Annotated in this window: 17 protein-coding genes and 8 pseudogenes; 12 read left to right on the top strand and 13 right to left on the bottom strand. The window is 56.2% G+C overall.

Annotation, left to right across the window (positions count from 1 at the left end; genetic code table 11):
• Positions 1 to 16 precede the first annotated feature (16 nt).
• Complete coding sequence (locus tag QA648_RS34805) at positions 17 to 1036, top strand: hypothetical protein (protein ID WP_283053763.1); 1020 nt, start codon at positions 17 to 19, stop codon at positions 1034 to 1036.
• Between the two features lie 12 nt (positions 1037 to 1048).
• Here the strand turns inward: QA648_RS34805 and tnpB are convergent.
• The 4 genes and pseudogenes from tnpB to QA648_RS34785 all read right to left on the bottom strand — a co-directional run.
• Positions 1049 to 1252, bottom strand: a pseudogene (gene tnpB / locus QA648_RS34800) (IS66 family insertion sequence element accessory protein TnpB); the annotation flags it as partial.
• Positions 1249 to 1641, bottom strand: a complete 393-nt coding sequence (locus tag QA648_RS34795) for a transposase (RefSeq protein ID WP_283054909.1) — start codon at positions 1639 to 1641, stop codon at positions 1249 to 1251. The pseudogene tnpB and the gene QA648_RS34795, both read right to left, overlap by 4 nt.
• Positions 1642 to 1810: 169 nt before the next feature.
• Entirely contained in the window at positions 1811 to 2041 is a 231-nt protein-coding gene (locus QA648_RS34790; RefSeq protein WP_283054908.1) for a DUF6429 family protein, read from the bottom strand.
• Positions 2028 to 3689, bottom strand: a complete 1662-nt coding sequence (locus tag QA648_RS34785) for an ISL3 family transposase (protein ID WP_283054907.1) — start codon at positions 3687 to 3689, stop codon at positions 2028 to 2030. Before QA648_RS34785 ends, QA648_RS34790 begins: the two co-directional genes overlap by 14 nt.
• Positions 3690 to 3766: 77 nt before the next feature.
• Here QA648_RS34785 and QA648_RS34780 point away from each other — a divergent pair, with 77 nt between their 5' ends.
• Positions 3767 to 4120, top strand: coding sequence for a hypothetical protein (locus tag QA648_RS34780; RefSeq protein WP_283054906.1), 354 nt, complete (start codon positions 3767 to 3769; stop codon positions 4118 to 4120).
• On the opposite strand, the pseudogene QA648_RS34775 reads toward QA648_RS34780, so the two are convergent.
• A pseudogene (locus QA648_RS34775) lies at positions 4107 to 4286 on the bottom strand (IS3 family transposase); the annotation flags it as partial. The gene QA648_RS34780 and the pseudogene QA648_RS34775 overlap by 14 nt on opposite strands.
• Before the next feature lie 342 nt (positions 4287 to 4628).
• Here QA648_RS34775 and QA648_RS34770 point away from each other — a divergent pair.
• Both QA648_RS34770 and QA648_RS34765 read left to right on the top strand, forming a co-directional pair.
• Positions 4629 to 4826, top strand: a complete 198-nt coding sequence (locus QA648_RS34770; RefSeq protein WP_182306133.1) for a hypothetical protein — start codon at positions 4629 to 4631, stop codon at positions 4824 to 4826.
• Positions 4816 to 6878: pseudogene (locus QA648_RS34765) on the top strand (recombinase family protein). The gene QA648_RS34770 and the pseudogene QA648_RS34765 overlap by 11 nt, the downstream one beginning before the upstream one ends.
• Before the next feature lie 23 nt (positions 6879 to 6901).
• Here the strand turns inward: QA648_RS34765 and QA648_RS34760 are convergent.
• The 4 genes and pseudogenes from QA648_RS34760 to QA648_RS34745 form a co-directional block, all read right to left on the bottom strand.
• Positions 6902 to 7917, bottom strand: a pseudogene (locus QA648_RS34760) (IS3 family transposase); the annotation flags it as partial.
• Positions 7918 to 8178: 261 nt separating this feature from the next.
• Complete coding sequence (locus QA648_RS34755; protein ID WP_283054905.1) at positions 8179 to 9417, bottom strand: FAD-binding oxidoreductase; 1239 nt, start codon at positions 9415 to 9417, stop codon at positions 8179 to 8181.
• Between the two features lie 47 nt (positions 9418 to 9464).
• Positions 9465 to 10574 (bottom strand): SAM-dependent methyltransferase, encoded by a 1110-nt coding sequence (locus QA648_RS34750; protein ID WP_283054904.1) that lies wholly within the window; start codon positions 10572 to 10574, stop codon positions 9465 to 9467.
• A 1089-nt stretch (positions 10575 to 11663) separates the two neighbouring features.
• The gene (locus tag QA648_RS34745) at positions 11664 to 13283 is read right to left on the bottom strand and encodes a hypothetical protein (protein ID WP_283054903.1); all 1620 of its coding nucleotides are present in this window, start codon (positions 13281 to 13283) and stop codon (positions 11664 to 11666) included.
• A gap of 437 nt (positions 13284 to 13720) precedes the next feature.
• Here QA648_RS34745 and QA648_RS34740 point away from each other — a divergent pair, with 437 nt between their 5' ends.
• A complete protein-coding gene (locus tag QA648_RS34740; protein WP_283054902.1) occupies positions 13721 to 13915 on the top strand; it encodes a hypothetical protein in 195 nt (64 codons plus the stop codon).
• A gap of 48 nt (positions 13916 to 13963) precedes the next feature.
• Entirely contained in the window at positions 13964 to 15061 is a 1098-nt protein-coding gene (locus tag QA648_RS34735) for an IS1595 family transposase (protein WP_283054934.1), read from the top strand.
• 41 nt (positions 15062 to 15102) lie between these two features.
• Here the strand turns inward: QA648_RS34735 and QA648_RS34730 are convergent, their stop codons facing one another.
• Positions 15103 to 15285, bottom strand: a complete 183-nt coding sequence (locus QA648_RS34730) for a Tn3 family transposase (RefSeq protein WP_283054901.1) — start codon at positions 15283 to 15285, stop codon at positions 15103 to 15105.
• Between the two features lie 349 nt (positions 15286 to 15634).
• Between QA648_RS34730 and QA648_RS34725 the strand changes: the two genes are divergently transcribed.
• Both QA648_RS34725 and QA648_RS34720 read left to right on the top strand, forming a co-directional pair.
• Entirely contained in the window at positions 15635 to 15832 is a 198-nt protein-coding gene (locus tag QA648_RS34725; protein ID WP_182306133.1) for a hypothetical protein, read from the top strand.
• The gene (locus QA648_RS34720; RefSeq protein ID WP_283052495.1) at positions 15822 to 17885 is read left to right on the top strand and encodes a recombinase family protein; all 2064 of its coding nucleotides are present in this window, start codon (positions 15822 to 15824) and stop codon (positions 17883 to 17885) included. The genes QA648_RS34725 and QA648_RS34720 overlap by 11 nt, the downstream gene beginning before the upstream one ends.
• A gap of 25 nt (positions 17886 to 17910) precedes the next feature.
• On the opposite strand, the pseudogene QA648_RS34715 reads toward QA648_RS34720, so the two are convergent.
• Positions 17911 to 20651 (bottom strand): annotated as a pseudogene (locus QA648_RS34715) (Tn3 family transposase); the annotation flags it as partial.
• Between the two features lie 185 nt (positions 20652 to 20836).
• Here QA648_RS34715 and QA648_RS34710 point away from each other — a divergent pair.
• From QA648_RS34710 to QA648_RS34695, 4 genes and pseudogenes are all read left to right on the top strand, one after another.
• Positions 20837 to 21405 (top strand): annotated as a pseudogene (locus QA648_RS34710) (recombinase family protein).
• 126 nt (positions 21406 to 21531) lie between these two features.
• A complete protein-coding gene (locus tag QA648_RS34705) occupies positions 21532 to 21843 on the top strand; it encodes a hypothetical protein (protein ID WP_283054900.1) in 312 nt (103 codons plus the stop codon).
• Positions 21844 to 21885: 42 nt separating this feature from the next.
• Positions 21886 to 22185: pseudogene (locus tag QA648_RS34700) on the top strand (sugar kinase); the annotation flags it as partial.
• A 306-nt stretch (positions 22186 to 22491) separates the two neighbouring features.
• Positions 22492 to 22758, top strand: a pseudogene (locus tag QA648_RS34695) (GntR family transcriptional regulator); the annotation flags it as partial.
• Between the two features lie 141 nt (positions 22759 to 22899).
• Here the strand turns inward: QA648_RS34695 and QA648_RS34690 are convergent.
• Positions 22900 to 23595, bottom strand: a complete 696-nt coding sequence (locus QA648_RS34690) for a pirin family protein (protein ID WP_283054898.1) — start codon at positions 23593 to 23595, stop codon at positions 22900 to 22902.
• Between the two features lie 121 nt (positions 23596 to 23716).
• Positions 23717 to 24112 carry a DoxX family protein gene (locus QA648_RS34685; protein WP_283054897.1) on the bottom strand — a complete coding sequence of 132 codons (396 nt, stop codon included), beginning with the start codon at positions 24110 to 24112 and terminating at the stop codon, positions 23717 to 23719.
• Between the last annotated feature and the right edge of the window lie 60 nt (positions 24113 to 24172).

The raw sequence follows: 24172 nt of genomic DNA, 5'->3' as shown, positions 1-24172 counted from the left end.
TTATCGTGCGGAGCCTATGTGTCAGTCGATCGCTGGGCCTCCCGTCGATGAAGCCATCGGTATGCTGATTGCCGAGCAGATGACGCCGGCGGCCGTCGAACTCGCTCTCGAAGTCCGCAAGGAGATCCAAGCCCGGCATGAAGAAGCAGACCGGCTGCGCTGTCGCGCAATCGAACGCGCCCAAACGGAAGCCGAGCTCGCTCAGCGCCGCTTCATGCTTGTCGATCCTAGTAACCGCCTCGTCGCCGACACGCTCGAAGGTGAATGGAACGAGAAGCTTCGCACGCTGGCCAGTGCCCGCGAAGAGCGCGAACGTGGCCGAGAGCACGATCAATTCATCCTCGATAAAGCTGTCCACGAACGGTTAGTCGCGATGACGGCCGACTTCAACCAGCTCTGGAAAGATCCGGATACCCCAAGCCGCGAACGCAAGCGATTGCTGGCCCACATCATTGAGGATGTCACTCTCTTAAAGTTGCCAGCGGAAGGAACCACTAAGCTTCACGTTCGCTTCAAGGGCGGCAAAATCCAGACGCTCACCACCATGAACCCAAAATCCTCTCCTCAGCAGATCAAGACAAAGCCCAGCATCATTGAACTGGTCGATAGGCTTCTCGACGATTACATTTATCCCGAGATCGCCGAGATTCTAAACGAGCAGGGGCATCGCCCAGGTGGAACCGCACGTCGCGGCTGCCAGGACGCCCGCTTTACACCCCTCAAAGTCGCCTATCTCATCCACGAATATAAGCTGCGATCACGATATGATCGACTGCGACAGCGGGGAATGCTGACAAGACAGGAAGCGGCAGTGCATCTCAATATCAGCGAGCAAACCGTCGCCAGATGGGCCAAATTTGGCCTCATCACCAGACATGCCTATAACGGGCACTATAGCCTGTACGAAATCGCCGATGGAGACCTGCCGCAAAAGCAATGCAGTCGATGGAATCCACTCGAAGATCGCGCTGCTGCGTATCGACAAATGCAAACCGAGCCAAGAACATCAACTGGCGAGGAAAGAGGTGTAGTATGAACGCCGATCGTTGGTGAAGAGGCAGGCGCCCTGGCCATCATGCCAAATTACCTTGATCAACCCACCTTGGCGACCTCGGAAACAGAACAAATGGCCGCTGTGCGGATCCCGCTTTAGCGTCTCCTGCACCATCAATGCCAGACCTGGGAAGCCTTTCCGCATATCCGTATAGCCGGTCGCCAGCCACACTTTTACACCACTCGGAACCGGGATCATCGTCGCTCCACAACGTCAAGGATGCGGCCCAAGGCTTCCGGATCAATATCACTTTCCACGCGAAGACGTCGGCCCCGGCCAAGCTCGATCGTCACCATGCTCGCCTTCTTGCGCGGTCGTGGCGGCACTGCCGTCTCCACAGGATCAGGCGCGGGCAAGGCCGCGACGACGTCAACTGGAACAAATTGCGGCGTGGGTGGCTCTGAGATTTGGCAGAGCTGTTTGCGCCAACGGAACAATTGCCCGGTATGGATTCCGGCGGAACGCGCGATCTCCGATACGCTGGCGTCCAGTTCAAATGTCGCTGCGACCAGCCGCTCTTTGTCCTCTCGAGACCAGCGCCGACGCCGCTCGACCGATGTGATCACCTCAACCTGATGCTTCGTCATATGACTATCCCTAGTGCTTGCACTAGGACTTGCAGACTTCAGCCCATCTCAGCAAGGCGGCCCCCACCGTGGGGTTACGAAGCAAGCGATCCGATCGAAAATATCTGCAGAAAACACTTGCAAGTGGGAGCCGTCCACATATGGCAATGGAAGGCACACAAAGCGACGGCTATCGCGGCCGCGTAAACAGCTCCCGGAACAATGCTGCCGAACGCTCCAAGCCTTCATCGGTCAGGATCAATGACTTCGACTTGTTGACCGGGTCGCCGATCAACCCCTTCTTGTGAAGCCGATCCGTCGTTGCCCAGTCGAAGCCCTTCCAGGCGCAACGCTCGTTATGCAGCGTCAGCCATAACAGCGCCAAAACGGCATCATCGATTTTGTCCTCATCGATCTCCATGAACCCACGTTACCACGCACGGCGCCCAAAATCCTGCGGCCCTGCTCGGATGGATACGGTCCATCCCAGCTCTTCCGTACATGGATCGTTTAATGAGCTTTAGCTTGTTGATCTTGCCCTCAACTGGTCCGGTACTCCACGGCAACGTCAATGCGGCCTGAACCGCCTCGACGTCGCGACGGATCCCGCGCGCGAACGACGACATCGGTCCGGTAGTTGCGTCATGCAGCCATTGCTTCAGCGCAGCGATTTCCCGATTACAAATCATGGATTGGAAGCGCCGTGCCAGACCGGCAGCGGCAGCAACCTCAGGTGAGGCCGAGGAAATCGCATTCACAAAAGCTTGCTCGTTCGGCGGGAGCGTATCGACTTCGGCTGTGAGGAGGCGAACCGTTTGCCGGGACGAAGGCGTATGCCATGAAGATTTGCGCGAGGCACGAGACAATGCTGGTGCTGGTATGCCGTCGCGCAATCGTACCTTCACCCACTCGCGAAAGGTCTTTACACTCCCGGCATATCCTCGATCGCACGCCTCCCTGTAGAGCCGCGTCGCATTGCGACAACCTTCAAGCCATCGCCTACGGACGTAGTCAGCATGGACGTCGGCCGGATTTTCCGAGAAGACCTTGCGTTCCCATGTCCCAGGTTGATTATCTTTCAACCACTTCCGAATGGTTTTGAGGTCGATGCCAAGTTCACGCTTGATCGCCAGTTGGCTCCAGCCCATGCCATTCAGTCGGATGACCTCTCCAAAAAGGGAACGCCGATCTTGATGCCGATTGTGCGGTTGCCTTGCTGCGCGTCTATGGAGCGGTTCTTCTTTCATCCGCTCGCCGCGCATTCGATCATCCGTATCGATCTGCGCCATAAGCGACTTTCCGACTTCACGAATAACGCGGTGTCGCCGCTCCACGACATTCTGCAAGGCATCGGAACAGTTGCGCAGAAGATGCCAACGATCGGCAACCTGCTGCGCTTTCGGCGCTCCCTCCCGGGCTCCTCGCGCATAAGCGCCAGCTCTGTCCCGGGCGATGACTTCAACACCCGGATGATCCGCGAGCCATCCAGAGAGCGTGTCCTTCTCACGGTCAGGCAGTAGATCGACAACATTGTTCGTTTCCAGATCGACCAAGATCGTTCCATAACGCTGCCCGCGGCGCCAGGCCCAATCGTCGACACCGAGAATTCGCGGCCCCTCACAATCGCCTGTGGGATATGCCCGCCGCGCAATCCGCAGAATGGTGTCGGCGCTTACAGGCATGCCAAGGCGGGCAACAAGCCTCATGCCTGCCTCTCCTCCCACTGCCATACCGATACTGCGATGAACATCTTCCAGCCGCCTGGTGCGCCGACAATACCGCCAGCTCACATCACCTACGTTCTCGGCGAATATGCGCCTCCGGCATCTCTCGTTGTCGCAACGCAAGCGCCGGACATTGAGGGTTATCGTGACCGCACGCCCTTGCCATGGCAGGTCGGCGAGTCGCCGCTCGTAGCGACTATGAACGCGGTGCGAGGCCTTCCGGCAGTCTGGACATTTGGCTCCTGTCGATCGGAAGCGACAATCAATCGATATTGCCTCTTTCGATTGTTCAACATGATCGACGACCAAAGACGGTGGGATCAACGGTAGAATGCGCTTCGCCATTTCCATGCTCCTGCTGATTCGTGTGTTGAATCAACAGGATTCAGAAAGTTGCACCGAAATTGCGGAAGAGCCCACTTATGGGGAAAATTCAGGCGGCATTGACACCGCCTGAGCCGCAGCCACTTCAAGCCGCTTTACGACGTGCAGCAAAATGCGCGCTTACGGTCAGCTGGCGGATATTTTTCCTCACCATGTCTGCACGGGAAAAGCCCGAGGCGGAGCCGGAGACAATTCTTACCCCAGCTGAAATCGCGACACTCGACAGCATCGATGCAGCGCGCCCCACGCCGCGCATCCAGCGCAAGACCCTTGCCTCCTATTTGCTCCAGATCGCCATGCTCGGTGGCTATCTCGCTCGTAAGCACGATCCACCTCCCGGAAACATGGTCGTATGGCGGGTGACGTTGCCCCCAAGTTTTATCCAATTTTGAGTTTGCTCCAGCGGTTTTGGGTTGCTGTATTCGTGGCGGTAGCGGCGGGTTGCGGTGCGGAGCCATTTCGGCTGCGCAGCACCGCATCACGTCGCGGGTTGATTGTCTGAGCGAACTCGGCAGGTGTCATCCAGCCGAGTCCAGAGTGTGGTCGATGATCGTTGTACAACACGACGACAGAACACCCACGGGACCGAGGTTCGCGAGCTTTTGTATCCGTGGCATCCCTGGTCCGGGCGGCTCGTTCACGTGCATGAGGCGGTGTCCAAAGGGACGCATGTTTTCCGCTGCAGCCTTTCTGGTTCTTCTTCTGGTCGACTTCTTGAGGTCCCGTCGTGGATGTTCGACCGATCAGTGAGTGGTTGTTGGCGCAGCCTGCCGGTTCCGCACGTCGATCTCGCAAGCCTGCATATTTTGGCAAGATTGCTGAAGGACGCTGATGTCTCATCGCAATCTTCGGTAATGGGCGCAGCATTGGTCTCTCACGAAACGAGTCGGAGAGATGTTCATGCCTCGCCAGCCCATGACATGCCAGTTCGATCTGTTCTCGGCCCCGCAGCGGGGGAAAACGGCAGGGACGCCGCAATGGCCGGAGTTGCCGGAGGAGACCCGCCAAGCGTTGACGGTGCTCATCGTGCGGCTGTTCGTCGATCACGCAAAGTGCGGACATGCCTCCCAACAGAAGGAGGCCGATCATGATGCATGAGAAGATCGGGCCGCATCATCTGGAGCGGAAGGCCATCCTCTATGTTCGGCAGTCCTCGGCTCACCAGGTTCTGCATAATCGAGAGAGCAGCGCCCTCCAGTACGCCATGCGCGACCGTCTGGCAGCGCTTGGATGGTCACAAATAGAGACGGTGGATGACGACCTTGGTCGTTCGGCCGCCGGCGGCGTGACCCGCGCTGGATTTGATCGGATGGTGGCGGAAGTCTGCCTTGGCAAGGTTGGCGCCGTGGCCGCGCGTGAGGTATCGCGTTTCGCCCGGAACAGCCGCGATTGGCAGCAACTCATCGAGATGTGCCGCGTTGTCGATACCGTCCTGGTCGACCAGGAAGCAGTTTATGCGCCCCGCCAGGGCAACGACCGCCTGCTCTTGGGTTTGAAGGGCAGCCTCAACGAGTATGAGCTCGATCTCTTGCGTCAGCGTTCCCTTTCCGCCCGCTATGAGAAGGCTCGCCGCGGTGAGCTCGTGGTCACTGTTCCGGCCGGCTTCGTGAAGACCGGTGACAGGATCGAGAAGGATCCCGACCGACGCATCCAGGAAGCCATCGCACTCGTCTTCGACAAGGTTGCCGAACTCGGCAGTGCGCGGCAGGCTCTGCTATGGTTCCTCGAGCAGGGGCTGGACCTGCCGGTCAGGTATACCAATGGTGACGTCATCTGGCGCAGGCCAAATTATGCCACCATCCACCGGATGATTGCGAACCCGATCTACGGAGGCGCTTACGCTTATGGTAAGAGTCGCCCGTGCCCCGATACGATGGCCGGTCGGGAATTCGTCGCAAGGCGCGTGATGAATGGCTGGCGCTGATCCCGGATGCACATGAAGGTTACGTCAGTTGGGAACGGGCGGAGGAGATCCGCAAGATGGTAAGCGACAATGTGCCAGCCAGCCGCCATCACGGGGCGCCGAAGCACGGCGACGCTCTGCTTGCCGGCCTTTTCCGTTGCAAGAGATGCGGTCGAAAGCTGACCGTCCGGTACACCGGAAACAAGCATAACATTCCGCGCTATTCCTGTTGGCGTGGTCTACTCGATAATGGCGAACCACGCTGCATCGCCTTCGGCGGTCTGCGGGTCGATGATGCGATCGAGGAGGCGCTGCTCGGCGTAGTCGAACCAGGAGCCATTGCGGCCGCCGTTGAGGCGGAACGCAATATGGCCAGCCAACGCGATCAGGTTCAGGATGCCCTGCTACGCGACCTCGAGGCAGCACGCTATGTAGCCGACCGGGCATTCCGGCAATATGACGCGGCCGATCCGGAGAACAGACTTGTAACGTCAGAGCTCGAAGCGCGCTGGAATAGGACACTCGCACGCGTCGGCGAGATCGAGACCAGGATTGCCAAACATCGGACAGTTACGCCTCAGCCGTTCCCCATGTCCGCATCACAGGTAACCGCGCTTGCGGGAAACCTTCGCACCGTCTGGACGGCGCCGACAACCGATGCAAGGCTGAAGAAGCGCATCGTGCGCACGCTCATCAATGAAGTGGTCGCCGATCTCGATGATGGAACTTCTGAGATCGTCCTCGTCATTCATTGGGTTGGAGGCGTCCACACCGAGCTGCGCCTGCCGAAGCGACGCCGTGGCCAAAGAAACGCGACCCCTGACGACATTGTCGACGCTGTGAGACAGCTCGTCTTGCTCGCCAATGATGATGTGATTGCCGGTGTCCTCAATCGCAACGGACTGACAACTGGCAATGGCAATCGCTGGACACGGGAGCGGGTCACCGCGCTGAGGTCATATCGCAAGATTCCGGTCTTCCGTCCGCAGATCGACGGGGTCGAGCCATGGCTTAATCTGGGCGGTGCGGCGAAGTTACTCGGGATAACGCCAAAGACGCTGCGTCTGGCGGCCGAGGCTGGCGATATTGAGGGGGCTCATCCGCTACCCGATGGCCCATGGATCTTCAGCCGTTCAAAACTCGCGACCTCACAAGCACGTCAGATCCTCGATCGCGCCCGGCAGAACCCCCGACACCCCACAGGATCGCATCCAGATCAGGAAAGCTTATTCCCTTCAACAACATAGAAAGATGGGCGTTATGAAACAGAATTGTAATCGCTGCGCCAGTTTGAAAGCGATGATCGAGCATGGGTCAGTGACGAGAAGAGAGTTTCGTTCAAGAACTCGTCTCGCAGCCGTCCATTGAAGCTTTCGATGAAGGCATTCTGAATCGGTTTGCCCGGTGCGATGTAGTGCCATTCCACCTTGGTCCGATCCGTCCATTGCAGGATCGCGTTGCTGGTGAACTCGCTGCCATTGTCGCTGACGATCATCTTCGGCTTGCCTCGTCCCTCGATGATCAGGTCCAGCTCACGGGCAACCCGCAGGCCGGAAAGGGACGTATCGGCGACGAGGCCCAGGCATTCCCTGGTGCAATCGTCGACGACCGTAAGCACCCGGAACCTGCGACCATCGGTGAGCTGATCCGACACGAAGTCCAGTGACCAGCGATCATTGGCGGCAAGCGGGATCAGCATCGGTGCTCGTGTGCCTATCGCTCGTTTCCGACCGCCGCGCTTGCGCACCGTCAGCTTTTCCTCCCGATAGAGCCGGAAGAGCCTCTTGTGGTTCACAAGGTGTCCCTCGCGCCTGAGCAGCACATGAATGCGTCGGTAGCCGAAGCGACGGCGTTCATGCGCCAACGCCCTCATTCGCTCGCGAAGGCCATGATCGTCGTCGCGCCTCGTTTCGTAACGGATCGTCATCCGGCAAAAGCCGATGGCTTTACACGCCCGCCGTTCGCTCATCGCATGTTGGCTCATCAGATGCGCGACAGCTCTCCGCTTTGCTGCGGGCGTCACCACTTCTTTCCCAAAAGGTCTTTCAAAGCGGCATTGTCGAGCATCGCATCCGCCAGAAGCCGCTTCAGCTTCGTGTTCTCGTCCTCCAGCGTCTTCAACCGCTTGGCTTCGGACACGTCCATGCCGCCGAACTTGGCCTTCCACTTATAGATGCTGGCATCGCTGACGCCGTGTTTGCGGCAAAGCTCCGAGACCGGCGTGCCCGCCTCGTGCTCCTTCAGAATGCCGATAATCTGTTCGTCCGTAAAACGGTTGCGCTTCATTCCCTGGTCCTCTCGATAGGCCAGAGCTTACTTCAAAATGGATTATTTCAACGGGGCAAGGTCAGAAGCTTCGCCATATGGGTACGATCACAGATTAGGGTGGCGAGATCAACGTGGGGTCGGGATATCGGTTACGAAGCACCATAATGCGGCAACCCATGTCGACCGCGTAGACGACCATGCTCTCGGCAAACAGCCTCTCACACCTAAAAAGGCGCTTGCAAATCTCGCTATTAGACGACGGTCTTACTGTATTTTTGATTAAAACCGGGTGACGCGATACGGAGAAAGATCGAGCTCTGGTGAGCGCCCTATTAAGAGATCTGAGGCAATCTTTGCTGTTGTTGGCCCAAGGGTCATCCCGATCTGCCCGTGTCCAAAAGCGAATACGACGTTATCGTGATGGGGTGCTCGGTCAATGACTGGAAGTGTATCCGGCATAAAAGGTCTTGGCCCCATCCATTGCTTCCCTCCCGAAATATCGAGTCCGGGCAAGACTTGCGTAGCTTTGCGCGCGATAATATTTGCACGACGATAGTCTGGATGAGGATCAATGCCAGCGATTTCTATCGTGCCCGCGATCCGAAGCCCGCTTTCCATAGGGGTCAAAACGAAACCACCATTAGCATAAAGTATAGGGCGATTGAGTTTGACGCCTGGATTGGGCACATGGTGATGATAGCCTTGAAGCGCAGCAAGAGGAACCCTAACAGATAAGTCGCGTGCAAGCTTTCGACTCCAAGCTCCGGCGCACAGTGCCAAGCGCTGAACTGGAATCTTCTCTCCATTGCCGAGATGGATGGCTACCGCCTTATTACCGTGCGCTTCTATACGCTCAACAGAGCCAGTGCGAATTTGGCCGCCCTGAGCAACAAAAAACTGTGTGAGGCGTTGTTGTACAAGACCAGGGTCAGAAAACTGGAACCACTCTTCAAGCAATACACCGCATTTAATCGGTCCACCGAGTGCCGGCTCCAGTGATAGTAATTCCTCTTTGCTCAAGAACTGATGCTTAAAACCGAGTCTCTGGCGCAAATTCCATGAAAACTGATCATCCTCATAGTCCGCCTTCGAATTGAAGGCCATGATGTTTTGTGCTCTAACAAGATTGTTGATTATACCAGTTTTCTCAAAGAGCTGCTGATAATCATCTTCCGCTCGGCGTGTAAGCGATGCTAATGCGTCCGCGATTTCGAGAACACGACCCCGCCGCCCCGACCATAAGAAGCGCAATAGCCAAGGCATTTGAGTCAAAATGCCTCTTGGCCGAACAAAGAGCGGGCTTTCCGGATCTAGCAGCCACTTAGGTATCTTAGACAGTATTCCAGGTTTTGAGATTGGGACAACTTCCCCCACTGCCAGCAAGCCACAATTTCCATAACTTGCGCCCGCAGTGAGGATACCGCGATCTACCAACTCGACCGACAAGCCTTCACCCAACAGAGCGATGCCGGTGCATACACCGATAATTCCGCCCCCAACAATGGTAACGTCACTCACTGCGGCATCTCCTCTCATGTTCATTCATGGGAATTCAGCAGAGCCAATTACAGTTTGCGACAAATCATATAGATATGCACATAATCTAACCCATGGCCTAAGGGAAATTTTACCACCGAGTCGTGAAAACTCTGAAACAAGTCATCCATTATTCGACTCGTTTCAACATTCGTTCGTTGAAGGGAAAGACCACGAAGTAACGTTGGTTCTATCCAGGACCTTAGCGACGGAACATACTCGTTAGCAAATCTGAATGAGTCTTGATGTTCGGAAAGTGATTTTGCCTTCGGGCATTTTACTATTCTAGTTTCGGCATGCTCTAAACGTAGCCCAGATTTATATACTATATTATCTTTGTCTGTAACAGGAATAGTGCATTCAGAAATAGTTCTATAGTGCTGTGAAAAGTTTGTATTCTTGTATTCAGCTTCTGTTATTATACCTTCTTTTGCGAAGGCTGTCCAAAGTTCGTTGAACGTGTTGAATATATGTACTCCACCCGTGTTTCCGAGGTAGTTACCTGCTTCATCAATTCCTGGGTTCATAACGCATAGGGTGCCTCCAGACTTAAGCTCAAGGGAGCGGCTATAGAGAAATTTTTGCCAATCGCTTCTTCCTTGCTCTTTAAATTTTGCAAGCTCTTGGTCGTTGGAGCCGACCATATGAATGTGCTTCTCAATTTCGCATGGCGGTGCTGAAAGATAATGCGTTGCTAACGCTGAGAATCCAAAGTCAAGGCTTTGTGGAGGCAAAACGCACTGGTGAAAGGAATTTGCCGACGCGAAAGTCAAGACATTTGGGTAATCCTCTAAGTAACTTTTGAAGTCGGTTAATTTATGGATTGTTTTAAATAGCTGATTAAAGTCATTGTTTGGTAAGTCATCATAGAACAACTCGATGTTGGCGCTTGGCTTTCGAGAACTCATTAAGAGAAACACTCTTCTCCACATTTCAAGAGAGGTGCCACCGTCGGCGCATCCATAATCAGCGCATCGGAATGACGATGTTGTAGATTTCTCGATCGATTGACTCACAGCCATTTCAATCAGATCAAACGCCCCCAAAATAACGTCCTGGGCTCCAGCAGCAGCCTTTGAATAATACCCCCCGTGCTTCATCGAAAGAAACGCGCTGGTCGTTGACGTGGCGTCGGTCATTTTATTGTCCTTCCTTTTGCCTTTGACATCAGGGGTAGCAGGGGCATTAGAAAGATTCCCGCCGTCACCAGGATAATGCCGATCCAAGCCATGCGTGTGGGCAAGCTCCCAAGAAATATGAACTCCAAGAAAATTGTGCACACCACTTCGAACGACTGTGTAGAATCTACAGCAGCAATCGAAAACCCGTCGTGAGCACGGTTACGAGCCCATAGAAAAAGGGTTGTGCCTATAACTCCAGCCCCTACGGCAATAAGTGCGGTGCCACCAACTTCCGCAGCGGATGGCAATGACCTAGTGCTAACGCTGAGTACGACAAACCACCATGGCATCGATCCCAACGTGAGTAGAAGCACGCAAGCGAAGGGGTCCCTTACGCTTTGTCGCGTCGACTCAGCTATGAACTGATATCGGCCTGATCTCGCCGCCATCACTAGCTGGCTTCCTATCGGGTAGCAGACCGCTGCCAGAACGATGGGCAATATCCCTTCAAATATGGAAAGAGACACATTGCCTTGCTCCTTGGAACTCCATTGGGAGAGAACAATCCCGGCAAAAATTAGGAGCAGTAATGGCCATATGTGATGAGATACCTTGATGCCAAATAGTCTTAGCACGACAGGGGAGAAGATAATTGTAGACTGCCAGGTGACTGCGACGAGCCAAGCGGGTATAAATTGCGATCCGTAGCAGAGACTCGCGTAAAAAATCCCATAACCTATGCCGCCTGCGATCGTCCAATAGAAGAAATTTTCTCGGAAGGAGCGTATAATCTTAAGAAATTCAGACGGACCACGGATAACAATTAATATAATAGAGATAAATATTGCAGTCCAAAAATACCGTAAAGAACTCCACCAGATCCAATTGCCATTCTCTAGACTCATATAGCGATTTGTAATAAATGTAACACTAAAAAATAGGGCCGCCAAAACACCAAGGAATACGCAACCGCTAGTCGAGAATGTCTCACTCTGGAATGTAGCCGTAGTTTCTGAACGTGAAGTATTTTGCTTCATTGGCTAGTAGCCTTGTGGGTAGTGAGGCGATTGATTTGATGTATTGGCCAATCCACGCATGCCGTCACTGTTATGCAGGAAGCGCAGCAGTTTTTCGTTTTCCAGGAACGAGTTTCCAATTCTCAAATTGAATTGAATCGGTATCATGCCAAGGAGAGAACATTCGGTAGATCGGATGGGACCAGTATGGTCGCTCCTGCCACGCGATATCGTTCATTCTTCCCGCCAGAACTTCAACCTCTTCCGGCCAAAGGACATTTTCTGCGTCAGGCGCATATTTATGCTCAGTGCGCCACGGTCTACTTGGTTCGTCCACTACTTTGACGCCTTGCACATTAGTATGCCGGGCATAATAGAAGGGGAATATATCCAGGGTATCTATCAAGTCTGCGTTGTTGAACGCGAATTCGGCGGTTCGGATCGCTTCGTCAACACCGGTGCCGGGGTACCCAAACAGACAGAAAATATGCGTCTTAATGCCGGCATCCTTCATCTTTTTTAAGACGACGAGAGGGTCGGCATGGTCGGCTTTCGCGAGCACGACTCTATTTTCGGATGGCGCCAACTCTAGGCCCAAATAGGCCTTTCGCAACCCAATATCTCCGCATGAATTTAGGAACTTTACGTCTGTCCAATTCGTATCGAACCGAACATAACCCTCGAACTGAAAATCTGTAGAAAACTCGGATTTCGCGGCGACCATCTCTCTCAACATGCGAGGATGAAGCGCTTCGTCGACAAATTTAAATCTGTTCGTGCCTTGATGCTCAAAGGCGTCGTTCATCCAAGAAACAACTTCGGCCCCCTGAGAGCGGCCAATGTAGTTCTTGGGCCCCCAGCCGTACGGAATTGCACAAAACGAACATTTTCCGTAAAAACAGCCTCTCGCACCGATCATTGGTAAATATTTGGTTCCCCAATACGAATCGGCCTGAATCCCGTCAAAGTTTGGCCGTGCGAACTCTGGCACCTTCAGAAGGGCGCGCTCGTTTTCGATTATATATCCATCTTTTCTCCAGATCAGATTAGGCACGGCGGCAAGATCGCCTGATCTGCTCAAAGTTGAATGGAGGTCATAAAGAGTTTTCTCGCCTTGATAGGTAACGATTCCATCTATGATATCAAATACCCAGTCTAAACGCATATCTTGCGCTATTCTTGTGATATGATTTCCACCAAATACTATAAATCCATCATACCCGTGCGATCTCAACAGGCGAGAGAATTCAAATGCTGTCAAAACTTGTGACGGGACATAGATGGAGAGTCCAACTATCTTAGGATTCGCTCTTAAGATAGTTGGGATAACTTCATTGTTAAAATATTCTGTGAATGGCGATCTATATAAAGAAACGTCCCTGACGGATTCAGGGTTTCCTAAGTCACATTCAAGATGTTGGTAACCCTCGTGGGCAAACCACTTTCCACCAAATTGCTTTGCGACGGCGGCCAACCTATCTTCAGAGCCGAAGTATACGCTATTTAGAGCATCTATGCTCTGGTTTGCGATAGCGTTTACTACGTCATTCTCTTCGATCTGCGCCTTGAAATAGTTTGCGGTTTCGATATTGAGATCACGAACCGTAACTTCAACATCCCGCCCTTCCAAATAGCCTTTAAGCAGTGGCAGCGCGATATGAGGGCCTCCTGGATGGAGGGTCCAGCCCGGCGGAATTGCCAAGTAAATCATTTTGATCACCCGCTTATTGATTGAGGGTCGGGCACCCTAAGCGCACAAAGGGTGCCCTGTTGGCACTACGGATTTAGCTTAATCCGTTATACGCCTTTGTCGCTTTTCGGACGGCGGAGATCCGCGCCGGTCGAAATATCTGCGACATTTTTCAAGCGGGTGCCGAGTTCGACGTCAAGTCGAGCGCCGAAAGCAGCCATCCGGGTTGCACTGGAAACTACGGGATCTGCACAGACGTCACGTTCATGCTTCATAGTGAACTCCCAATGTTGGTAGCGTAACACAACGTTACCTAGAAATTGGTACGGCCCATACTCTTCTTTGTCAATCTCTGATCGACATAAGGTCGACATTATGCTGTTTGCGAACGAAGCTCTGTTGTTCGCTTTGTCGTGGAAATCCTAAAACCTGCGACATGATTTGCGACAGGGGAAGCCATGAACCGCCAATCAGATTCCGACGCCGGCCGCGTGTTCATCGGCTATGCCCGCGTCTCGACACGCGGCCAGGACCTCGACCAGGAGCGCGCCGCCCTTGGCGCAGCCGGCTGCGTCCGCCTCTTGGGGTCGGAACAAGAGCAGTTCAAAATCGTACGTGGCCTTTATCAACCAAAGACAGTGAAGTCCTTGTAAATGAGCGTCTTCCATGAGATTCTTCGATCAATGCCGATGGAGATCATGATGTCCGAAACGATGTTTGCGACACTTTCCAATATTCGAACAGTGGACGATATGGTCGCTGCGTTCCAAGGTGAGGAACAATGCCGTCGCTTGTTGGAAGGCATGGTATGGCGAGATGGCAGAATTTGCCCTGCCTGTGGTTACAGGCGTTCGACCGCGATAGCTGGCCGCGACATGGGCAAGCGTCGCGCGCGGCCAGGCCTCTACCAATGCTCCAACGGTGATTGCCGCTTCCAGTTCACCGTGACAACGCATACGCCTTTGCATGCCACGAAGCTTCCGTTGCGCACCTGGCTCAAAGCAATGTGGCTGTTGTTGCAGTTGGATAAAGGCCTATCCTCGGTCCGTCTCGCCGAGACCCTTGGCGTTAGCCAACCGACCGCCTGGCGGATCGGTCATGCGCTGCGCCTCATGGTGGCGCGCGAGCACATGCTCGACGGCACCGTGGAAGTCGACCATTTCTATCTTGGCGGCAGACCCAGAAAGCATCCCGATGATCCGCCACCTGGAAGAGGCCGCAAGGGGCAGGTAAAGACGGAGAAGACGCCGGTCATGGCGATTGTGCAGCGACCGGCAGACCTCACCCCAGGTTCCAGTGTGGGCGATGCCCGTGCCGCTGTCGTTACCGGCCTTTCATTGCGTGCTGCTGTACGAGCAGTTGCAACACAAGTTGAACTTCGAGCTCATTTGATGAGCGACGAGGCAAAGGCATTCGTGGCCATAGGCGAAAGCTTTGCCGTACACGAGACGGTCAACCACTCCAGCCGCGAATATGTCCGGGATGCCGTCCACGTCAATTCAGCTGAAGGGTTCAATGCACGGGTCCGGCGAACCATTGCAGGCGTCTTTCATCACATCAGCCCGGAACTTGCCGACCTGTATTTCCATGAAATCGGTTTCCGCTGGTCCCAGCGCGTTGTTACCGGCCAAGCAGTGCGGAAAAGCCGAAGCGGCAAGGAAAGCACGAAAACCCTCTGGTCACGGGTACCTCCCGCACTGCAATTGCAGCAGGTCTTCCGTGCTGCTACCGGCCGCCAAATGCGCCGTAGTCATAGCGGAGGCATCACCATCAAATCTGCCGTGGCTGTCTTTGGTTGATAAAGACCAACAACGCTAGGGTGGAACGTATCCTGAACACGTCAGGCCACTCGCTGTTTTGCAGACAAGTTGAGCGGTTTCCGACCGGTCGCCTTTGCGGCGCGATCCCACAGGAAGTCGCCGGAAAAGGCAATGTGCTCCCACCCGACCGGCGAGGTATGGGCCAGGAGATCGTCGGGAATAATTTCACTCTGCAAGCGCAGATGCTCAATGGCGTCGGTCATATAAGTACAACACGACGACAGAACACCCACGGGACCGAGGTTCGCGAGCTTTTGTATCCGTGGCATCCCTGGTCCGGGCGGCTCGTTCACGTGCATGAGGCGGTGTCCAAAGGGACGCATGTTTTCCGCTGCAGCCTTTCTGGTTCTTCTTCTGGTCGACTTCTTGAGGTCCCGTCGTGGATGTTCGACCGATCAGTGAGTGGTTGTTGGCGCAGCCTGCCGGTTCCGCACGTCGATCTCGCAAGCCTGCATATTTTGGCAAGATTGCTGAAGGACGCTGATGTCTCATCGCAATCTTCGGTAATGGGCGCAGCATTGGTCTCTCACGAAACGAGTCGGAGAGATGTTCATGCCTCGCCAGCCCATGACATGCCAGTTCGATCTGTTCTCGGCCCCGCAGCGGGGGAAAACGGCAGGGACGCCGCAATGGCCGGAGTTGCCGGAGGAGACCCGCCAAGCGTTGACGGTGCTCATCGTGCGGCTGTTCGTCGATCACGCAAAGTGCGGACATGCCTCCCAACAGAAGGAGGCCGATCATGATGCATGAGAAGATCGGGCCGCATCATCTGGAGCGGAAGGCCATCCTCTATGTTCGGCAGTCCTCGGCTCACCAGGTTCTGCATAATCGAGAGAGCAGCGCCCTCCAGTACGCCATGCGCGACCGTCTGGCAGCGCTTGGATGGTCACAAATAGAGACGGTGGATGACGACCTTGGTCGTTCGGCCGCCGGCGGCGTGACCCGCGCTGGATTTGATCGGATGGTGGCGGAAGTCTGCCTTGGCAAGGTTGGCGCCGTGGCCGCGCGTGAGGTATCGCGTTTCGCCCGGAACAGCCGCGATTGGCAGCAACTCATCGAGATGTGCCGCGTTGTCGATACCGTCCTGGTCGACCAGGAAGCAGTTTATGCGCCCCGCCAGGGCAACGACCGCCTGCTCTTGGGTTTGAAGGGCAGCCTCAACGAGTATGAGCTCGATCTCTTGCGTCAGCGTTCCCTTTCCGCCCGCTATGAGAAGGCTCGCCGCGGTGAGCTCGTGGTCACTGTTCCGGCCGGCTTCGTGAAGACCGGTGACAGGATCGAGAAGGATCCCGACCGACGCATCCAGGAAGCCATCGCACTCGTCTTCGACAAGGTTGCCGAACTCGGCAGTGCGCGGCAGGCTCTGCTATGGTTCCTCGAGCAGGGGCTGGACCTGCCGGTCAGGTATACCAATGGTGACGTCATCTGGCGCAGGCCAAATTATGCCACCATCCACCGGATGATTGCGAACCCGATCTACGGAGGCGCTTACGCTTATGGTAAGAGTCGCTCCGTGCCCCGATACGATGGCCGGTCGGGAATTCGTCGCAAGGCGCGTGATGAATGGCTGGCGCTGATCCCGGATGCACATGAAGGTTACGTCAGTTGGGAACGGGCGGAGGAGATCCGCAAGATGGTAAGCGACAATGTGCCAGCCAGCCGCCATCACGGGGCGCCGAAGCACGGCGACGCTCTGCTTGCCGGCCTTTTCCGTTGCAAGAGATGCGGTCGAAAGCTGACCGTCCGGTACACCGGAAACAAGCATAACATTCCGCGCTATTCCTGTTGGCGTGGTCTACTCGATAATGGCGAACCACGTTGCATCGCCTTCGGCGGTCTGCGGGTCGATGATGCGATCGAGGAGGCGCTGCTCGGCGTAGTCGAACCAGGAGCCATTGCGGCCGCCGTTGAGGCGGAACGCAATATGGCCAGCCAACGCGATCAGGTTCAGGATGCCCTGCTACGCGACCTCGAGGCAGCACGCTATGTAGCCGACCGGGCATTCCGGCAATATGACGCGGCCGATCCGGAGAACAGACTTGTAACGTCAGAGCTCGAAGCGCGCTGGAATAGGACACTCGCACGCGTCGGCGAGATCGAGACCAGGATTGCCAAACATCGGACAGTTACGCCTCAGCCGTTCCCCATGTCCGCATCACAGGTAACCGCGCTTGCGGGAAACCTTCGCACCGTCTGGACGGCGCCGACAACCGATGCAAGGCTGAAGAAGCGCATCGTGCGCACGCTCATCAATGAAGTGGTCGCCGATCTCGATGATGGAACTTCTGAGATCGTCCTCGTCATTCATTGGGTTGGAGGCGTCCACACCGAGCTGCGCCTGCCGAAGCGACGCCGTGGCCAAAGAAACGCGACCCCTGACGACATTGTCGACGCTGTGAGACAGCTCGTCTTGCTCGCCAATGATGATGTGATTGCCGGTGTCCTCAATCGCAACGGACTGACAACTGGCAATGGCAATCGCTGGACACGGGAGCGGGTCACCGCGCTGAGGTCATATCGCAAGATTCCGGTCTTCCGTCCGCAGATCGACGGGGTCGAGCCATGGCTTAATCTGGGCGGTGCGGCGAAGTTACTCGGGATAACGCCAAAGACGCTGCGTCTGGCGGCCGAGGCTGGCGATATTGAGGGGGCTCATCCGCTACCCGATGGCCCATGGATCTTCAGCCGTTCAAAACTCGCGACCTCACAAGCACGTCAGATCCTCGATCGCGCCCGGCAGAACCCCCGACACCCCACAGGATCGCATCCAGATCAGGAAAGCTTATTCCCTTCAACAACATAGAAAGATGGGCGTTATGAAACAGAATTGTAGAATTCCAATAAACGATCGCCGCAATGACGAGGTTCAACCCGGAGGCGCGGTACTGCTGGGCCTCATGACTGCGGTCGACGATACGCCCCTGTCTGAAGGTGTAGATCGCTTGCGCGAGGGCATGGCGCTGCTCACCCTTGTTGAGACCGGCGTGGCATCTGCGGCGCAGCGCAGGACTTTCCGGCCAGTCGAGCATGATAGGGTTCGCTCGATCTTGCCGATCTCCTGAAGCGCGATGTCCAGCTTGTTCTGGCGCTCATAGGCCGAGAGCTTCCGCAACATCACCGATGGTGCGACATGGCCGGTCTTGAGCGAAGCGACCAGACGGATCACGTCATCCCAATGTTCGCGGATGACATCGGTGCGGATGCGTTTGCCCAGAAGCGGCACGATTTCGGGGTACCCTACGGGATGCTCGATCGGGATCAGCCGGCGATCCGGGAAGTCGCGCAGCCGCGGGCAGAAACGGAACCCCAGCATGGCGCAGAGTGCGAACACATGATCGGTCGCGCCGCCGGTGTCGGTGTAGTGCTCGGCGATCGAGAGATTAGTGCCATGGTGAAGCAGCCCGTCGAGGACATAGGGCGCCTCATGCGTGGCTGCGGAGAGAACCTTGATGTGAAAAGGTCCATGCTGATTGGAGACATGCGTGTAGAAGCTGAAGCCTGGATCAACGCCGTAGCGGGCGTTAATGTCCCCTCCGGCCGTGCCACGTTTGCCGCCACGAAAGAATTGCCCATCGGAACTTGACGTTGTTCCATCACCCCAAAGCTGGGCAATAGGTAGGCCGTGTTGAGCATTGATGATGGTGGCGAGCGCCTCCCGGTAGGTGTCTTCACGAATATAGGCGTCCTGCGTCCAGATGAGCTGGTCGCGGGTGACTCCATGGCTGGCCGCAGCCATGCGAGAGAGCCCGAGATTCGTCGCATAGGCCAAGATGGCGGCCAATAGCGCGCTCTCGTTCGGGCAGCTTTCGCCGGTGCGCAGATTGGTGAACGCCGCCATGAACCCGGTCTCGCGCGCGACTTCATGCAACAGTTCGGTGATGCGGATGCGCGGCATCATTGCGTCCAGGCGATCGGCAAGTGCTTCGGCTTCGGTGGAAACAATGGTCTTAACGGGCGAGATCTGTAATTGATCTTCGGCAAAGCGGACGCCTTCGAGCTGATTGCGGTTGAGGCGCTGTGCGAACTTTTTCAGCCGCCAGTCAAGTTCTCGGCCGCGCTGTTCAAGCCATTTATCAGCTACGGTCGGCAATCCGAGTTCGGCCACGATTGGAGCGGCGGCCGCCTCCGGCAGGAGATAGTTATCGAAGCGGCGGTAGGCAGACGACCGCTCAACCCACACGTCTCCCGAACGCAGCTTGTTACGCAAGTGCGCCAATATCGCCGTTTCATAGAGCCGGCGATTGATCTTACCATCCGGCTCTGTCATCAGCCTCCGCCATTCCTCCTTAAATGGCATGGGCGCATCCGGTGGCACTTCGCGCCTCCCCGATTTGTTAAGTTCGCGAAGCTTTTGAACGCCTGCGATCGTTCGCGCGCTCCCCCGACTGGCCTTGAATTCCAGCGCTTCGATCAGCGCCGGAGCAAACTTCCGCAATGTCGCATAGCGGTCTACCGCCACCATGAGGGGGTCGACATCCGCGGTTTCGGAGAGTTCAGCAATCTCATGCCTCGCCTTAAGAAGGTTGACCCAGCCGACAGTTTCATCGATTGCCTCGATCGGGTCCGAATCGTTGTCGACAGCACCGGAAAGTGCATCGATCGTACCGCGAAACAGCCGCATTAGTCGGGGACGTCTTTTGCGGTCGCCCCATAGCGGCGGGCCTGCTTGTTTTGGGCACGGCTGAAGGTGCCGCCAATCAGCTTGTCTGCCATTTCGATGGCCGCATCGGTAAGCCGTTCTTCCAGATCGATCAAAAACGCAACGAGCGTCGCCCGCCGGCGCGACGTCGTGTAACGCTCGATCATATAGGCGGGGGAAAGGCGCCCCTCGCGTACGAACTGCCGGTAGCGGTCTGGGTGAATGGCGGCGCTTAGTTTTGCCGGGATGCCGAGCTTTCTCACCACGCTCAAGCGATCGAGAATGCCTCTGACGTGATCGGGTTTTGCAGCCACCGGGATTGCCTTGAGCCAGGTGAGCGGCATGGTGCCTTTCGAATCGACAGCGAGAAGGGTATCGAGCGCCTGCAGTTGGTCCGCCCGCAGGCCGGAAAGAAGTGCATGAGCCGCCTGCTTTCTGGCACGCGCCCGGCCAGCAATGCCGGCGCGCTCGATTGTAGAGACAGCAGGCAGAAGTGTCTTGGCCTGGCGCAGCGCGTCGATGATACCGGCGGCGATCATGGCACCTCTGTCTGTTCCCCAAGCAAGCAGCCTTGGCGGCCGCCTCGATCATGAAGGGGATATCGATCCGGCTTGCGCCTCGAAGGCCGAGAGCTGAGGCGAGCTCGCGGGCATGATCGGTCATTGTCTGTTCGCGGACGGCATAATCGGCGAAAGCAGTTGCCGGTAGATCAAGCTGCTCGGCAATGAAGGACACGAGTTCTTCGGGAAGCCCAGCGCCGCGTTGAAGAATTTGTGCCAATGTCATGCCGGGATGGCGAAACAGCGCAAGTTGAACGGCGACACCGAGACGGTTGCGGTTCTCTCGGCGAAGCCCGATCAGTTCGAGGTCGCGCGGTTCGAAGGTGTAAAGTCGGGCAAGGTCGTCGCGGCTCGTCGGAAATCCCAGCAACTATTCCCGCTCGGCTTCGTTCAGCAGTTCGTGCTTGCGCATGGTGCTCCTTCCGCCGTCCATAAAAGGACTGGAAAATTCATGGACGGTTCGGGATAAAGAGACATATTCTGTGGACGGAATTACGGTATTCCGACAAACACAGCTTCGGTTGTCCACAAAACGGCCGTTTCGGAGACAGACGAATGGGAACAATACTTGGCTATGCGCGTGTCTCCACTGGAGATCAGGATGTCGCAGGACAAACAATACGGCTCGAACAGGCAGGCGCGATCAAGGTCTTCACCGACGTCAAATCCGGCAAGAGCATGGATAGACCGGGGCTCTCCGAACTTCTCGCCTATGCCCGTGCCGGGATACCCTCGCTGTCGTCCGCCTTGACCGACTGGGCCGATCACTGGCGGAATTACTGGAGACAGTCACGATGTTGCGGGAGCGGCAGATCGCGCTTCTCAGCCTCGAGGAGAAGATCGACACCTCCTCGGCCGCCGGCGAACTGGTCTTCCACGTCTTCGGCGCGATCGCACATTTCGAACGCCGCCTGATCTCGGAGCGGACCAAAGATGGAATCGCTGCGGCCAGAGCAAAGGGCAAACAGCCTGGCCGTCAGCCCCTCGACATGAAAAAGGTCGAAGCGGCTATCACGCTAATCCGGGCAGGAGCGTCACCTGTCGAAGCTGCCAGGCAACTCGGCCTCGGCCGCTCTACCGTTTACCGTGAAATGCGCCGACTGGGCGTCAGCCGTGCCGCATGACGGTACCTTGGTTGTTCGACCCATTGCCGACTAACTATGGCCTTGCAGAAATTTCATTCTGCGACATTGCAAAAATCAGACGCAAAATCGATTCAAAAGTCGGGACTTTCGCGAAGGCTACTCAAGATGACCGATACACTAGAGAAATTGTTATCGATTCTGCGCATAAGCTGGTCCACCGAGACGGGTAGTCAATGGTTGCCTGAGAACCCTGCTAGTGGGCAGTGCAACGTGACTTCGTTGGTTGTGCAGGACCTTCTTGGCGGAGATATTCTTAAAACGGAAGTTCCCGGTGCCTGGCACTTCTACAATCGCGTTGGCAGAGAGCGCTTCGATCTGACCGCAAGCCAGTTCGCAGCTCCGATCCAATACATGGATGTCGAGAGCAGTCGTGAAGACGCGCTCCTGCGAACTGGCAGCAGGCCATTTCCGACTTGATCCGCCGTAGCGTTGTTTAGCGGGAAATCAACGCGATCCCCTCAGGCAGCAGAAGGCTCCGAAGCTGCGAACGGTCTGCTGGACCGCTATACCCGAAACGTCGCGTTCGGGATCCTCAACCTGCAGCAAACCCTGTCGCTCAACTCCTATGTCCTGCATGGGGACATTGCAGGCGGGGGTGCGGACGCCGCTGAGCGCGTCAAGCAACATGTCGAGCGGCTGGTCAGGAAGCGTCCGAACCAGGAAATTTCCATTACTGTCAACGGCATCGGTGAAGGTCACACCGCGCTGCGCGGCGCAGCCGGCCTCGTTCTGTCCAGCCATCTAAAGCTGGTGATCTAGCCTGCAGGGATTGGGGAGCGTTGATGACAGCGGAGATCGAGCGACAATTTGATGCCGCGACGATCTCTATTTTCCATCGGGCCAAGGTCGGGCCACCAGCGAACTTGACGAAGCACGGACACGACTCCTGGCATATGACTACCCGCTGCAGGGGCAAAAGCCCTGACAATATCATTGGCGCGACGGGCGCTAGACCGGCTGGCCGACAAACGCGTAGGAAAAATCTGCCTTCTGGGCGGTCTTGCACCTCATTATCCAAAATGGCTCGCACAGCGCCATCGATCGCGTCTGGACCAGCCCGAGGAGATGCTCTTTCAGTGGCGGTGGCGCTCGCTCTCGCGCGTTTCGGTGTGCCTCAGGGCGAAACTCGATGAGCGACGAGGTTTGGCTTTCCTCTATCGGCAACTTCGGCGTTCGCTCGAAAAGGCTATCGTCTCCGGAAAGCTTAGCAAAGGCGGTGCGCTGTGCGCCGAGCGCGATCTTGCCTCCACCGTACAAGTCAGTCGCGTGACCGTTCGCAAAGCCATCTACGAACTTGTGCGTGATGGCCTGCTCGTGCCCCGAAGAGGCTCGGGAACCTTTGTCTCGCGCTCGTTTGCGCAAGGAAATCGACACGCTTCGCAGGCGTCACGGACGTGGACGGAAGACAACAAGCCCAGTCATGGTGATACGCCAAGCAGTGGAGCCGACCAGGCGTTAGCTGGGCCGCGGTGCTCAAATGAGTTCGACAAGGACGATTTCAGTGTCCCCTATCGCAGAAATCTCGAGGACGGCCTCCCCCTCGACCCTACAGCCGGAGCGTGGCTCGATCGTGACATCGTTGACGTCGACGGATGCTCTTGTCGATACGAGATAGGCGCGGCCTTTGGCGAGCGGCTGGGTGATTTTCTCGCCCGCCGCCATGCGGGCGCCAAGCACCCGTGCATCCGCATTGATGTGAACCGCATCCGCATCCTCAGCCGCCCCGCTCGCCAGAGCACGAAACCCGCCGGTGCTGTCGCCGTCGGGCAGACGCGTCATGTCCCAATTCGGGCTCGCCTCCTTTGACCGCGTCTCCAGCCAGATCTGAAAGAGACGAACTGGTTCATCGCCATCATTGTACTCGGCATGACGAAGGCCGGTTCCAGCCGACATGACCTGCACTTCGTTGGCCACGGCGCGTCCCTTGTTGCCGAGTGTGTCCTCATGCGTGATGGCCCCTTCCCTCACATAAGTGACAATTTCGACATTGTCGTGAGGATGCTCGGGAAATCCCGAACGCGGCGCGACTTCGTCGTCATTCCATGCAATCAGCGGGCCGAGCGCGTTGCCGGGACCAAGGCCCATGCCGTCGTGGACGAAATGGAACCGGGCGTTAAGCCAACCCCGCTTTGCAGCGGGCAGTTTGGTGAAGGGCCGGTGCTCAATCATGGCGATACTCTTGGTATAACTGTCTGCTGAGGTGCAAGTCGCTGCAAAGGGCTTGGACTCGTGGAACGCGCGCCGTTTGGTGGAAAGCCGCTTGGCGGCAGTTCGCGCAGTGGAAAATCTCTCACCGGCCGCCGCGGAGCTGTGCGGTGCCGGCGCGCTGCAGGTAAATGAGCAGGACGATAATCGCACCCAGCACCACGGTATGGATCCAGTCGATGTGAAGGACGGTCACCTGTGCAATAAAAGCGCCGACGTCCACGGCCAGAAGCAGCAGGGCGGCCATGATGGAGGTTCGTGGAACAAGAAGGGCAATGCCTCCGATCAATTCGAGGATACCGGTAAAATGACGGAACCATTGGCCGAGCCCAACCAACTCGAATTCAGCAACCATCTCAGGCTGCCCGCTGAGTTTCATAACCGCGAAGGCGATGAACGCCAGACCCAACACAATGCGCATAATCCAAATCGCGATCGTCTTAGCCTTGGCTATCGGGCGGGTGGTTGCAACGCGCTGCATTTGATCTCTCCTTGATTAATGGTTGCTGCTGCAGTATCACCCCACATCGATTTATGAAAT

The sequence above is a fragment of the Rhizobium sp. CB3171 genome (assembly GCF_029714265.1).
Classification (GTDB): domain Bacteria; phylum Pseudomonadota; class Alphaproteobacteria; order Rhizobiales; family Rhizobiaceae; genus Rhizobium.
Note: the sequence above shows the minus strand (reverse complement) of the source record. Positions and strands in the feature narration are given on the sequence as shown.